A 13,599-nucleotide genomic window follows, 5' to 3' on the forward strand; every position below is an offset into this window, starting at 1 on the left:
GACCCCGGACCCCCTTGAGGAACCGACCATGCTGACCGTGATTTCCCCCGCCAAACGTCTGGACTGGACCCCGCGACAGGGTAAGATGACATCGCCGATCTTTCAGGAGGATGCCGATGCACTGGCTGCGGTGGCGCGAAAGCTGACCATATCGAAACTGCGCCAGCTGATGGATATCTCTGACGATCTGGCCCGGCTTACCCATGACAGGTTCCGGCGTTTCGCGGTGGATAAAGACGATACCCGCCCCGCTGCCCTCGCCTTTGCCGGGGATACCTATGCCGGGCTGGAGGCAGGCAGCCTTGACGCCGGGGATCTACGGTTTGCGCAGGACCGGCTGCGCATCCTGTCGGGTCTTTACGGTCTGCTGCGCCCGCTGGATGCGATACAGGCCTATCGGCTGGAAATGGGCAGCCGCCTGAAAACCCGCAAAGGTCCGTCCCTATACGCCTATTGGGGCATGAGACTGGCCGAAACCCTGAATGCCGAGGCGGACCGCCTCGATACCGATACAGTGATCAACTGCGCCTCGGTTGAATATTTTTCCGCGGTTGATCTTCAAACCCTTTCGCTGCGCGTCATCACTCCTGTCTTCCTTGAGGACAGACCCGAGGGCCCCAAAATCGTCAGCTTCTTTGCCAAAAAGGCGCGGGGCGCCATGGCGCGGTTCATCATCGAAAACCGGCTGACCCGGCCCGACCATCTGAGTGATTTCAACCTCGGGGGCTATCGCTATGCCCCTGCGCTCAGCGCATCGGACAAACCGGTCTTTCTCCGCGCCGAGGCGATGGTGGCCTGAAAAGGCCCTTTCTTCTTGTCATAAATACGCCCGTCGGAACGGGTCTATGTATCGGAATGTGATCGGGCGAAGGCGGTTTTCTGGGTGTCGCTGGCCTCGGTCTGGTATTTTGCCTTCCACTCCGCATAAGGCATCCCATAGACGATCTCGCGCGCGGCCTCCTTGTCCAGCGTGATCCCCTGTTCCGCCGCCGCCTCGCCATACCATCGGCTCAGACAGTTCCGGCAGAACCCGGACAGGTTCATCAGATCAATATTCTGCACATCCTTGCGTTTATCCAGATGTTGCAGAAGACGGCGGAAGGTGGCGGCCTCCAGTTCGGTCCGGGTCCGGTCATCCATTGGTGTCACTCCCTTCAAACCTCTCATTCATACCTGTGCAATCTGCAGGGCGGCGTCAAGCAGGGGGGCCAGGCGCTGACCCCAGGCGGTCTGCGCGGCCTCGGTCACAATCAGATCATTGCGCAGTTCGATCAGCACATGGGGGTGATGCGGCCCCACCCCGTGGCGGTACATGCTGTCGCCGGGCAGATGGCCCGAATAGGGCTGGTTGTCCCCGACACAAAGATCGGTCTCGGCATTCAGCCGGGCGATCAGCGGCAGGGCCAGCCTTGTGTCACCGGCATAAAGCACACCGATATGCCAGGGGCGCGGGGCGCGGCCTTTGAACTGTGGCGTGAAAGAGTGGATGGCGACCAGAACCGGATCGGCCCGCGCCGCGATCAGCCCGGCCAGGGCCGCATGATAGGGGCGGTGAAACAGGCGCAGACGCCGCTCCAGCTCGGCCGCATCCGCATGGCGGTTGGCCGGAATGATCGTGCCGTCATAAAGCTTCATCAACAGCGTCGGGTCATCCTCCCCCCGGTTCGGGTCGATCACCAGGCGCGAGACATCCGATGCGATCATCGGTGCCTCCAGCGCGGTGGCCAGCGCGCGCGCCACGCCCAATGCGCCCGGGTCAAACGCGATATGGCGGTTCATATCCTCCGGTGCCAGACCCAGATCACCGCCAACCTCCATCGGCACGCGGTTCGAGGCATGGTCACAGGTGATCACCCAGCGGGCCGGACGGTTCTTTCCCTCAATGTGAAACGGGGCGGTCATGTCACTGTCACCTTTGCCTGTCAGCCATTGCACATAGGGCAGCTTGGGGTGGAGTGCCAGTTGTCCTGAGCGTGGTTTTCCGCCATAGCTGAGCAAACGCCGATGTGAGCGCTTTCAACACCAGAAGACCAAAAGGGACACACCCATTCATGAGACGCCTGCGCAACGTGAAAATTGTCGCCACCCTTGGCCCTGCCTCCAATGATTACGAGACGATCCGCGCCCTGTTCGAGGCCGGAGCAGATGTCTTTCGCCTGAATATGAGCCATGGGGGCCATGAAGAGATCCGCGCCCGGCACGATATCATTCGCCGGATCGAAAAAGATCTGGGCAGCCCGATCGCAATCCTGGCCGATCTTCAGGGCCCGAAACTGCGCTGTGGCGTGTTTGCGGGCGATCAGGGTTTCGATTTGCAGGATGGGGCGGCGTTCCGCTTTGATCTGGATGATGCACCGGGCGATGAAACCCGGGTGCAACTGCCACATCCCGAGATTTTCGCGGCTCTGGAACCCGGGGCGCATCTTCTGGTCAATGATGGCAAGATCAAGCTTCGGGTTGAAAACTGCGGTTCCGATTTCGCGGATTGTCTGGTTGTTGCGGGCGGTCCGATTTCCAACCGCAAGGGCGTGAATGTGCCCGATGTGGTGCTGCCGCTGGCCGCGTTGTCAGAGAAAGACCGGAAAGATCTGGAATTTGTCTGCGAGTTGGGGGTGGACTGGCTGGCCCTGTCCTTTGTGCAACGTGCCGAGGATGTGACCGAGGCCCGCAAACTCAGCAAGGGCCGCGCCGCGATCCTGTCGAAAATCGAGAAACCGGCCGGCGTAAAGGCCTTTGAGGAGATTCTGGCCGTTTCCGACGGGATCATGGTGGCGCGCGGCGATCTGGGCGTGGAACTGCCCGTCCAGAACGTGCCGCCGATCCAGAAACGTCTGGTCCGCAAATGCCGGGCGGTGGCGAAACCGGTGATCGTTGCAACCCAGATGCTGGAAAGCATGATTGAAAGCCCGGTGCCCACCCGGGCCGAGGTGTCCGATGTGGCCACTGCGATCTATGAGGGCGCGGATGCGGTGATGCTCAGCGCGGAATCCGCCGCCGGTGGGTATCCGGTCGAGGCGGTCAGCACCATGAACAATGTCGCCATCGAGGTCGAAGGCGACCCGACCTATAACGAGATCATGCATGCCTCCCGCAATGTGAAACGAAGCTCGATTGCCGATGGCATCGTTTCATCCGCCCGCGAAATTGCCGAAACAACCGATATCAAGGCGATCTGCTGTTTCACCCATACCGGGACCACGGCCAGCCTTGTGGCCCGCGAACGCCCCTCTGTTCCGATTCTGGCGCTGACACCGCTGAGCCATGTGGCCCGCCGGCTTAGCCTGACCTGGGGCACCAATTGCTTTGTGACCATGGGGGAGGTCAACCGCTTCAAGCTGGCCGTGGTCAGCGCGGCCCGCGCTGCGCGCGAAGGGGGTTTCGCGACAGAGGAAGACCTGATCGTGGTGACCGCCGGGGTGCCGTTCAACGTGCAGGGCACCACCAATATCCTGCGGGTTGCCCCCTGTGCGGAACGTCTGATCTTTTCAACCGACCCGGATTGATCAGGGGCAGCTATGGCCGTTTCGCCCGATATCCTGCTGGTTGTTGCAACCCTGGTAAGCGGTTTTTCACTGGCCTCCTGCATTTCGGCCTGGGCAGATCGGGCCTGGCCGGTGATGGCGCTGATCAGTCTGGCGCTTGGTCTGGGGCTGTTCGGCTTTGTCCATTTTCACCAGACCGACGGGCTGGTCTGGCAGGACATTCCCGACGCCTTCATAGGGGTTGCTGCCCTGATCCTGAACTGACCCCTTGCATGGGCGGTCAATCGGCGGTACATCGCGCCTTCTTATCGGTGCGTCCGGCCCAAGTGGCATGCCGCTACGCGCCTGAACCGACCCGAGACAGGAGACGGAAATGCCCAAGATGAAGACCAAATCAAGCGCCAAGAAGCGCTTCAAGATGACGGCCACCGGCCGCGTGAAATCCGCCCAGGCGGGCAAACGGCATATGATGATCAAGCGGTCGAACAAGTTTCTCCGCAATGCGCGGGGGACAACAACCTTGTCCAAGCCCGACGAAAAGATCGTCAAATCCTACATGCCCTACGCGCGCTAAGGAGGCCAGCACATGTCCCGCACCAAAGGTGGAACCGTCACCCATCGCCGTCACAAGAAAATCGTGGATCAGGCCAAAGGCTATTACGGCCGCCGGTCAACGAATTTCAAGACCGCGACCCAGGCCGTCGACAAGGCCAACCAATACGCAACCCGCGACCGCAAGAACCGCAAGCGCCAGTTTCGCGCCCTGTGGATTCAGCGGATCAACGCCGCCGTGCGCAGCCATGACGAGGCGCTGACCTATTCGCGGTTCATCAACGGTCTGTCGCTCGCAGGCATTGAGGTGGACCGTAAGGTTCTGGCCGACCTGGCCGTGCATGAGCCCGAAGCCTTCGGCGCAATTGTGGATCAGGCGAAATCAGCGCTGGCCTGACCCTGCCAGACCCCTGAAATTTGTGACAGGCCGCACCCGTATGGATGCGGCCTTTCTGCTATCGGGGTGCTGTCACCGGCCACAGGCTGTCATAAAGCGGTTTGCGTTTTACATGAGACACCCCATCGAAAACCGCGTTCGACCCGAAGGCGAGAGGCAGCGAAAGGCGTTTCAACAGCAAGTCGAAACGCTATAGAACGCGAATTTTGATGAGCGATGGTGCAGACTGAAACGATTTCGGTGTAGCACGGCCTGTGCTGCGCGCCCAAACCCGTGTCACGCCATCGGCTTGGGTAAATGGTGAGTAAGGCCAAACATGTCGGGAAGTATCCATACTTTTGCCCCTATTGTCGCGTTAACCATTTTTCTTAACAGGTCGCATACGGGACAGGTTAGACGCATGGCGCGGATCAGCGAACTTCATTATTCAAATGCATTTGCGTCCCAGACGGGGATTAGCGAATTCCTTGAGGTTGCCCTGTCCCCCGGGGAAGACCCGGCGGATTTTTCCGTTGGCTTCTATCAGTCCAATGGCAATCAGGGCGTGGCCATATCTCTGGCGGATCCGGGGGTTCAGGTGACGTTTGACCCTGATACCAATGAAACGCTCTATGTGATCTCGGCAGATAACTTCAACATTCGGTTGACTGATCCTGATGGCGGCGGCTCCAACAATTACGAGGCTTATGCGCTGGTCGATACCAGTAGCGGGGGCGCGGGTGTTGTCGATTTCTATGATATCGGCGGTGGCACCAGCAATATCACCGCGCTGGATGGTGTGGCCCAGGGGGCGGTGTCGGAAAACATCCCGGTGCCGACCAGTGCCAATTCCGCAACCTATTCGATCCAGTTCAACCAGCCCGATCCCGGCACCGTCAGTTATGAAGAAATTGGTGCGGGCGATAGCGGCATCATCTGTTTTGCGGCAGGCACCCTGATTGAGACCACCCAGGGCCCCCGACCTGTTGAAAGGCTGCGCCCCGGTGATCTGGTTCTGACCGAGGATGCAGGGCCGCAGCCCCTGCTTTGGGTGGGCGCCAGCCGCGTGCCCGGAACCGGAAAGTTTGCACCTGTCCGCTTTGACGCAGGCGCCATCGGCAACACCCGGCCCCTGACCCTGTCGCCGCAGCATCGCGTGCTGATCAGCGGCTGGCAGGTGGAGTTGGTCACCGGGGCGACGGAAACCCTTGTTGCCGCCTGCCACCTGATCAACGGCAGCAGTATTCGCCGGATCCCCTGTGCGATGATCACCTATCATCACATCATGTTCGACCAGCACCATATTATTCGTTCTGAGGGGGCCTTGACCGAAAGCTTCTACCCCGGGCCCGAGGCGGTTGCTGCCGTTGATGAGGCCGCGCGAGGTGAACTCCAGGCGCTTTTCCCCGATCTTGCGTCAGATTTCGGGCCGTTTGCCCGCGATACCGCTTTTCAGCCTGTGGGCGCTGTGCTGGCCGCTGGCCTCTGACCTCTCACGCTTGCAATCCGTCCTGCCCATGATACGTGAGGGCGCGGATTTTGAGGAACGGAGAGCTTGGCTATGGACGGCTTGGACGCGCTGAAAGCGACATGGCTGACACGCATTGCGGATGCGGGCGATGAAAGCACGCTGGAAGACATGCGCGTATCTGCGGTTGGCAAGAAGGGCGAGATCAGCCTGAAAATGCGCGCATTGGGCAAGATGACGCCTGAAGAGCGGCAGGTGGCTGGCCCGGCGCTGAACGCGCTGAAGGATGAGGTGAACTCGGCCATCGCGGCGAAGAAAGCCGCGCTTGGCGATGCCGCACTTGATGAGCGGTTGCGTGGTGAATGGCTTGACGTGACCCTGCCCGCGCGCGCCCGGCGACAGGGAACGATCCATCCGGTCTCTCAGGTCACCGAAGAAGTGACGGCGATTTTCGCCGATATGGGGTTTGCCGTGGCCGAGGGCCCGCAGATCGAAACCGACTGGTATAATTTCGACGCGCTGAACATCCCCGGCCATCATCCCGCGCGGGCCGAGATGGACACATTCTATACCCACCGCGCCGAAGGCGATAACCGCCCGCCCCATGTGCTGCGCACCCATACCTCACCGGTGCAGATCCGGCATATGGAGGCCCATGGCGCGCCTTGCCGCATCATTTGCCCCGGGCGTGTCTACCGCGCCGATTACGACCAGACCCACACGCCGATGTTCCATCAGGTGGAGGGGCTGGCGATTGACCGCGATATCTCCATGGCCAATCTGAAATGGGTTCTGGAGGAGTTCTTCTCCGCCTATTTCGGCACCAAGGTCACAACCCGGTTCCGCGCCTCGCATTTTCCCTTCACCGAACCCTCGGCGGAGGTGGACATTCAGTGTTCATGGGAAGGCGGCACGGTGAAGGTCGGCGAAGGCGATGACTGGCTGGAGGTTCTGGGCTCGGGCATGGTGCATCCGAATGTCCTGTCAGCCGCAGGGGTGGACCCGGCGGAGTGGCAGGGCTTTGCCTTCGGCATGGGCATCGACCGGATCGCGATGCTGAAATACGGAATTCCCGATTTGCGGGCGTTTTTCGACAGCGATCTGAGATGGCTGCGGCATTACGGGTTTGCAGCGCTGGAGGTGCCGACGGTGCATGGGGGAGTGTGATGCTGTTTTGGAGAAATCTTAAGGGTTTAGCGGTCGCCTATTCTGCGTCCGAAGAAGAACGTAAAGCTTTTGATCTGTATCGGTCGTTCGAGGACGAAAGATATCAACCGGAGCAACGCGAGCTCGCGCAAAAAATCATGCGTGAGACTGAAATGCAATCCGCTACAATTCTATCGCATGTTTCGATAATGATTGCAGTGACTGGACTGATCTGGGCCTTCGATGCGGAAGGCGTGATTAGGACTGTATTAGTGATCGAACTCGTTTTTTATTTGATCCTCGCACTTCTCTGTATCCGATGTCAGCTTCGGGTAGGTTGGCCTGCATATCGCAAACTAACCAGAGGTGGATTCAGATCGGTTTCAGGTGGAAGCAAGGCATCACCTCACGATCTAGCGTTTGCCTACTTCGACGAGGCCTTATTTCGAGATCGATTGATACGGGTTTGTGTTTTCGCACTCTATTTTTTGAGTATAGCGCTAATAATTACGTTTTTGGCGTCGCTATTCGAATGAACAGCTTGAGATTGAGCTTCTAACATTCTGAAAATGTTTGCGGTGAGATCGAATGACCGCCCGAATAGCGCCGAAGGCGCCGGGCGAGCGCCTGCCCGTTCCGGCGGGCTGGCGCTTTGGCAATCTGCGCACTCCGTTCAGATGATAGAAGGGCTTGGCAACCATAAACTGCTCTGCTCAAGCGTTGCGGCGCCATCCCACGGGCAGGCGCTCGCCCGGCTTGCGTTACGTATCTCCCTCCTGCACGGGTTTTCATCGCGCCACGCATGCGCTAACGCTGCGCCCGACCCTGAATTGAGAGACATACGATGAAATTCACCCTGTCCTGGCTGAAAGACCATCTTGAGACCGAGGCCGGTCTGGACGAGATCACCGAGACCCTGACCGATCTGGGTCTGGAAGTGGAAGCCGTGGAGGATCGCGCCGGTCGGCTTGCGGATTTCACCATCGGCAAGGTGATCAGCGCCGAGAAACACCCCGATGCCGACCGGTTGCGCGTCTGTCAGGTGGACACCGATGAGGGCGTGAAACAGATCATCTGCGGTGCGCCCAATGCGCGGGCGGGGATCACCGTGGTTGTGGCCAAACCCGGCGTCTATGTGCCCGGCATCGACACCACGATTGGCGTCGGAAAAATCCGGGGGATTGAAAGCTTCGGGATGATGGCCTCGGAACGCGAGATGGAACTCAGCGATGAACATGACGGCATCATCGAATTGCCCTCGGGTGAGCTGGGCGAACGCTTCATCGACTGGCTGGCCCAACATGACCCCGCCAAGGTGGACCCGGTCATTGAAATCGCGATCACGCCGAACCGGCAGGATGCTCTGGGTGTGCGTGGCATTGCCCGCGATCTGGCCGCGCGCGGGCTTGGCACGCTGAAACCGCAGGATATCACACCGGTGCCCGGCACGTTCGACAGCCCGGTGAACGTCACGATTGATGCCGACACGCTGAATGGCTGCCCGCATTTTACCGGGCGCATGGTGCGGGGGGTGAAGAATGGCCCAAGCCCCGCATGGCTGCAGGACCGGCTGCGCGCCATCGGGTTGCGCCCGATCTCGGCGCTGGTCGATATCACCAATTTCTTCACCTATGATCAGAACCGGCCCCTGCATGTGTTCGATGCCGACAAGGTTGCGGGCAATCTGCGGGTGCATCGCGCCCAGGGGGGCGAGGCGCTGATGGCGCTGGATGACAAGGAATATACATTCAGCGCGGGCCAGATGGTGATCGCCGACGACACAGGCCCCGAAAGCATCGCAGGCGTCATGGGCGGGGCCGCGACCGGCTGCACCGAAGAGACGGTGAATGTGTTCATCGAAAGCGCCTTCTGGGACGAGATCGAGATTGCCCAAACGGGCCGTGCGCTCAAAATCAACTCGGATGCGCGGTATCGGTTCGAACGGGGCGTTGACCCGGAATTCACCCTTGAAGGGCTGGAAGCGGCCACCCGGATGGTGCTTGATCTCTGCGGCGGCGAAGCCTCCCATGTGGTTGCGGCCGGTGCCCCGTTGCAGACCGCGCGGAGCTATAGCCTGAACACCGCGCGGGTGATCAGCCTTGTCGGTATGGATATCCCGAAAGAGGATCAGATCCGCTTTCTGACCGCGCTTGGGTTTTCGGCCACCGGCACCGGTGAGGTGCTGGAGGTCCGGGTGCCAAGCTGGCGACGCGATGTGCAGGGTGAGGCCGATCTTGTCGAAGAGGTCGCGCGCATGGCCTCGCTGACCAGATTGGAGCCGCAACCCCTGCCGCGCAGTCAGGTTGGGGTGCCAAAACCGGTCCTGACCCCGATGCAAGGGCGCGAAGGCATGGCCCGGCGGACAATGGCCGCGCTTGGGTATAATGAATGCGTCACTTACAGCTTCATCGACCGCGCCAGCGCGGCGCTGTTCGGGGGGGGTGATGATGCCACGATGCTGGAAAATCCGATTTCCAGCGAGATGAGCCATATGCGCCCCGCCCTGCTGCCGGGCCTGTTGCAGGCCGCAGCCCGCAATCAGGCCCGCGGCATGATGGATCTGGCCCTGTTCGAGGTTGGCGCCGCCTTCCACGGAGGTGAACCCGGTGAACAGCATATGCTTGTGACCGGCCTGCTGGTTGGTCAGACCAGCCCGCGCGATCCCCATGATGCCCGGCGGGCGGTGGATATCTATGACGTCAAGGCCGATGCCGAGGCGGTTCTGTCGGCCATCGGCGCGCCGGCCAAGATGCAGATTTTGCGTGATGCGCGGGAATGGTGGCACCCGGGACGGCATGGAAAGATGTGCCTGGGACCGAAAAAGGTTCTTTGCGTCTTCGGGGAACTGCATCCGAAAATTCTGGAGGCGATGGATGTGAAAGGCCCGGCCATGGCCTTCACGCTCTGGCCCGCCGAGGTGCCGATGCCGCGTGCAACAGGGGCCAGTCGCGGCGCGCTGGAGATCAGCGATCTGCAGGTCGTCGAACGCGATTTCGCCTTTGTGGTCGATGCCGGGGTTGAGGCGCTGACACTGGTCAATGCCGCCGCCGGGGCCGACAAGGCGCTGATTGCCGAGGTGCGGGTGTTCGATGAATTCATCGGCGGCGCGCTTGGCGAGGGGCGCAAATCCATCGCGCTTTCCGTGCGGATGCAGCCCCGGGACAAGACCCTGACAGAGGATGAGATCGAGGCGGTGGGCGCAAGCATCGTCGAGAAAGTCGGCAAGGCCACCGGCGGCGTATTGCGGGGCTAGACCGGGCGCTGATCGCCGAGGTGGCGGTACGGGCGCGGCCTGATACAGATGCGTCCGGTTACCCACCGGCAGATGCCGGAGAATGTGACGCTTTATGAGTATTCTGGCCGGGCAACCACGGGGCAGGACGGCGACAAGATCTCTATGATCGAAAAGCTATAGCGGAAAGGGCGGGACATGACATTGAACGTGTATCTGTCGGGGGAAATTCACACCGACTGGCGCGAGCAGATTGTGACGGGCGCCGAGGATCTGGATGTGACATTCAGCGGCCCGGTCACGGATCACGCAGCCAGCGATGATTGTGGTGTGGCTATTCTGGGGGCCGAGCCGAACAGGTTCTGGCACGACCATAAAGGTGCCAAGGTGAATGCGATCCGCACCCGGCTGGGGATCGAACAGGCCGATCTGGTCGTTGTGCGCTTTGGCGAGCAGTACAAACAATGGAACGCCGCGTTTGATGCGGGCATGGCGGCAGCACTTGGCAAATCCATGATCGTGCTCAGCATGCCTGAACATCAGCACCCGCTGAAAGAGATCCACGCCGCCGCCCTGGCCGTGGCCGAAGATCCTGCGCAGGTTGTCGAGATCCTGCGCTATGTGCTGACCGGCAGCCTGCCCGGTTAAAGTTTCGGCTTCACCCGGAATTCTGCAGAATTCCGGGTGGAAAACTGGAGTTTTCCACCCGTGCGGCGCATTTGCATCCGAAACGTTTTAATCGCGGGGCGGGATCACCAGACCTTTCTGAACAGCGGGGCGGGCCAGGAACCGATCCAGATACGCCACCACATTGGTACAGCCATCCCAGCCCACGGTCTCTTTCACACCATAGAAATCCAGGCCGCGCAGCCAGGGGGCAATGGCGATATCGGCAATGGAATAGCTGCCGGTGATCCAGTCTTTCCCGGCCAGTTCCTTGTCCAGAACCGCCAGCAGGCGCTTGGCCTCGGCCACATAGCGCGCTTTCGGGCGCGGGTCTTCGATCTCGGCACCTGCGAATTTCGAGAAATAGCCAAGCTGGCCGAACATCGGGCCAAGACCGCCCATCTGGAACATGACCCATTGGATGGTCTTGTATTTTTCTGCCGGGTTGCTGCCGATCAGCTTTCCGGTCTTTTCGCCCAGATAGATCAGGATGGCCCCGGATTCGAACAGGCCAATCGGGGCGCCACCCGGTCCGTTCGGGTCGATGATCGCGGGGATCTTGTTGTTCGGGTTCAGTGACAGGAAGGCATCGCTGCGCACATCGGCATCGGCCAGGGTGACCTTATGGGCCTCATAGGCAAGGCCAATCTCTTCCAGCGCGATCGAGGCTTTGACCCCATTGGGCGTGGGGAAGGAATAAAGCTGGATCACATCGGGATTGCTGGCAGGCCAGCGGCGGGTGATGGGGAATGCGGACAGATCGGACATGGGGAGACCTCTTTTTACGGGTTCGGGGTGACATTTATGCAGTCTTTCCCATTGGGCCAGACCCGGTTTTGTATCAATATGCACGTGCGACTGTGCGCAGAGGCACCAAAAGGGGTCACCCATGCCCTGCGCGCAGATAGGGAGAACAGGAAACAGGACGGAACCAATGCTGAATGAATTCAAGGATTTTATTGCCAAGGGCAATGTCATGGACATGGCTGTCGGTATCATTATCGGGGCGGCGTTTACGGCGATTGTCGCCTCTCTGGTGGCGGATCTGATCAATCCGCTGATCGGGTTGTTCACCGGTGGGCTCGACTTTACCAACAATTATGTGGTGCTGGCAGGCGAGGTGACCGCAGGCATGTCGCTGGAGGCCGCGCGCGAAGCGGGCGCGTCGATCTTCGCCTATGGGTCTTTCATCATGGCGATCATCAACTTTCTGATCATTGCTTTCGTGGTGTTCATGCTGGTGCGCTATGTGAACAAGGTGAAAGCTGCGGCTGAAAGCCCGGCAGAATCCGAAGCGCCAGCGGAAGATCCGGGCCCAAGCGAGTTGGATATCCTGATGGAAATCAGGGATTCCCTGAAAAAAGCCTGACCGCTGTCAGACCGGCAAAGGGCCCGCATGCATGTCGGGCCCTTTGCCGAACGAAAGCATGGCCCGCCCTATGCTTTCAGCGCCAGCGCGGGCGACAGCACGTCAATCTCAAGCGCCTTGCCAACCGCGTAATTGGTCAGTTTGCCGCCATGGGTATTCAGACCGTTCAGCAGATGCGCATCCTCCTCACAGGCCTGCCGCCAGCCTTTATCGGCCAGGGCGATCAGAAAGGGCATCGTGGCATTGCCAAGCGCGATGGTGGAGGTGCGGGCAACCGCGCCCGGCATATTGGCAACGCAGTAATGCATGATCCCGTCGACCTCATAGATCGGATCCTGATGGGTGGTGGCTTTCGATGTCTCGAAACATCCGCCCTGATCAATCGCCACGTCCACAATCGCGGCACCCGGTTTCATGTCTGACAATTGGGCGCGTGTTACCAGCTTGGGCGCTGCGGCCCCGGGGATCAGCACCGCGCCAATCACCATATCGGCCCCGGCCACCAGTTCGGCGGTATTGCCCGCGCTTGCATACCGGGTGCCGAAGACCCCGCCGAATGCATCGTCAAGATAGCGCAGGCGCGGCAGAGACCGGTCCAGCACGACCACGTTTGCGCCCATGCCCGCCGCGACCCGCGCCGCCTGGGTGCCCACCACACCCCCGCCGATCACAACCACCTCTGCCGGTCCCACACCGGGCACGCCACCCATCAGCACGCCGCGCCCGCCATTGGCTTTCTGCAAGGTCCAGGCGCCAACCTGTGGTGCCAGTTTGCCCGCCACCTCGGACATCGGCGCCAGCAGGGGCAGCCCGTTATGGCCGTCAGTCACCGTTTCATAGGCGATGGCGGTGCAGCCCGAGGCAAGCAGGTCACGGGTCTGGTCCGGGTCGGGGGCCAGATGCAGATAGGTGAAAAGCACCTGTCCCTCGCGCAGCATTTTACGCTCACCGGCCTGCGGTTCCTTCACCTTCACGATCATGTCGGCCTTGGCAAAAACATCTGCGGCATGGCCCGTCATATCGGCGCCTGCGGCGATGTAATCCGCGTCCGGAAAGCCCGCGCCAACCCCCGCCCCGGTCTCTATCAGCACGGTATGGCCATGGGCCACGGCCTCCTGCACGGCTGTGGGCGTCATACCGACGCGAAATTCCTGTGGTTTGATCTCTTTCGGGCACCCGATCATCATGATGTCTCTCCTCCCTATCCCTGATTGGAGGATATACATGGAATTCCCGACAATGCTTTGAGATTTCATTGCCTTTCCGGGTGGTTTGGGCAAAGATTTCCGATCTGTTGGCCTGAATTCA

General features: G+C 60.4%; 14 protein-coding genes. 10 read left to right on the plus strand and 4 right to left on the minus strand.

What is annotated here, in order from left to right:
• Positions 1-28: 28 nt before the first annotated feature.
• Positions 29-799 (plus strand): peroxide stress protein YaaA, encoded by a 771-nt coding sequence (gene yaaA, locus E2K80_RS16595; protein WP_135376008.1) that lies wholly within the window; start codon positions 29-31, stop codon positions 797-799.
• A gap of 44 nt (positions 800-843) precedes the next feature.
• Here yaaA and E2K80_RS16600 read toward each other — a convergent pair whose 3' ends face one another.
• Complete coding sequence (locus tag E2K80_RS16600; protein WP_135376009.1) at positions 844-1,140, minus strand: DUF1244 domain-containing protein; 297 nt, start codon at positions 1,138-1,140, stop codon at positions 844-846.
• Positions 1,141-1,167: 27 nt separating this feature from the next.
• Entirely contained in the window at positions 1,168-1,902 is a 735-nt protein-coding gene (locus E2K80_RS16605) for an N-formylglutamate amidohydrolase (RefSeq protein ID WP_135376010.1), read from the minus strand.
• Positions 1,903-2,051: 149 nt separating this feature from the next.
• On the opposite strand from E2K80_RS16605, the gene pyk reads away from it, so the two are divergent.
• The 8 genes from pyk (at position 2,052) to E2K80_RS16645 (ending at position 10,904) form a co-directional block, all read left to right on the plus strand.
• Positions 2,052-3,503 (plus strand): pyruvate kinase, encoded by a 1,452-nt coding sequence (pyk, locus tag E2K80_RS16610; RefSeq protein WP_135376011.1) that lies wholly within the window; start codon positions 2,052-2,054, stop codon positions 3,501-3,503.
• Between the two features lie 12 nt (positions 3,504-3,515).
• A complete protein-coding gene (locus tag E2K80_RS16615; RefSeq protein ID WP_135376012.1) occupies positions 3,516-3,746 on the plus strand; it encodes a hypothetical protein in 231 nt (76 codons plus the stop codon).
• Between the two features lie 109 nt (positions 3,747-3,855).
• Positions 3,856-4,056, plus strand: coding sequence for a 50S ribosomal protein L35 (rpmI, locus tag E2K80_RS16620; RefSeq protein ID WP_135376013.1), 201 nt, complete (start codon positions 3,856-3,858; stop codon positions 4,054-4,056).
• A gap of 12 nt (positions 4,057-4,068) precedes the next feature.
• Positions 4,069-4,431, plus strand: coding sequence for a 50S ribosomal protein L20 (gene rplT / locus E2K80_RS16625; protein WP_135376014.1), 363 nt, complete (start codon positions 4,069-4,071; stop codon positions 4,429-4,431).
• Positions 4,432-4,831: 400 nt separating this feature from the next.
• Positions 4,832-5,899 (plus strand): Hint domain-containing protein, encoded by a 1,068-nt coding sequence (locus E2K80_RS16630; RefSeq protein ID WP_135376015.1) that lies wholly within the window; start codon positions 4,832-4,834, stop codon positions 5,897-5,899.
• An 81-nt stretch (positions 5,900-5,980) separates the two neighbouring features.
• On the plus strand, positions 5,981-7,045 hold the full coding sequence (gene pheS / locus E2K80_RS16635; RefSeq protein ID WP_135376664.1) for a phenylalanine--tRNA ligase subunit alpha: 1,065 nt from the start codon (positions 5,981-5,983) through the stop codon (positions 7,043-7,045).
• 823 nt (positions 7,046-7,868) lie between these two features.
• On the plus strand, positions 7,869-10,277 hold the full coding sequence (gene pheT / locus E2K80_RS16640) for a phenylalanine--tRNA ligase subunit beta (RefSeq protein WP_135376016.1): 2,409 nt from the start codon (positions 7,869-7,871) through the stop codon (positions 10,275-10,277).
• Between the two features lie 177 nt (positions 10,278-10,454).
• Positions 10,455-10,904: a YtoQ family protein gene (locus tag E2K80_RS16645; RefSeq protein ID WP_135376017.1), complete on the plus strand. Its 450-nt coding sequence runs from the start codon at positions 10,455-10,457 to the stop codon at positions 10,902-10,904.
• An 87-nt stretch (positions 10,905-10,991) separates the two neighbouring features.
• Here the strand turns inward: E2K80_RS16645 and E2K80_RS16650 are convergent, their stop codons facing one another.
• Positions 10,992-11,690 carry a glutathione S-transferase family protein gene (locus E2K80_RS16650; RefSeq protein ID WP_135376018.1) on the minus strand — a complete coding sequence of 233 codons (699 nt, stop codon included), beginning with the start codon at positions 11,688-11,690 and terminating at the stop codon, positions 10,992-10,994.
• Positions 11,691-11,856: 166 nt separating this feature from the next.
• On the opposite strand from E2K80_RS16650, the gene mscL reads away from it, so the two are divergent.
• Entirely contained in the window at positions 11,857-12,291 is a 435-nt protein-coding gene (gene mscL / locus E2K80_RS16655) for a large conductance mechanosensitive channel protein MscL (RefSeq protein ID WP_135376019.1), read from the plus strand.
• Between the two features lie 68 nt (positions 12,292-12,359).
• On the opposite strand, the gene ald is transcribed toward mscL, so the two are convergent.
• Positions 12,360-13,478 carry an alanine dehydrogenase gene (gene ald, locus E2K80_RS16660; RefSeq protein WP_135376020.1) on the minus strand — a complete coding sequence of 373 codons (1,119 nt, stop codon included), beginning with the start codon at positions 13,476-13,478 and terminating at the stop codon, positions 12,360-12,362.
• Between the last annotated feature and the right edge of the window lie 121 nt (positions 13,479-13,599).

The organism is Rhodophyticola sp. CCM32, assembly GCF_004751985.1.
Classification (GTDB): Bacteria; Pseudomonadota; Alphaproteobacteria; order Rhodobacterales; family Rhodobacteraceae; genus Rhodophyticola.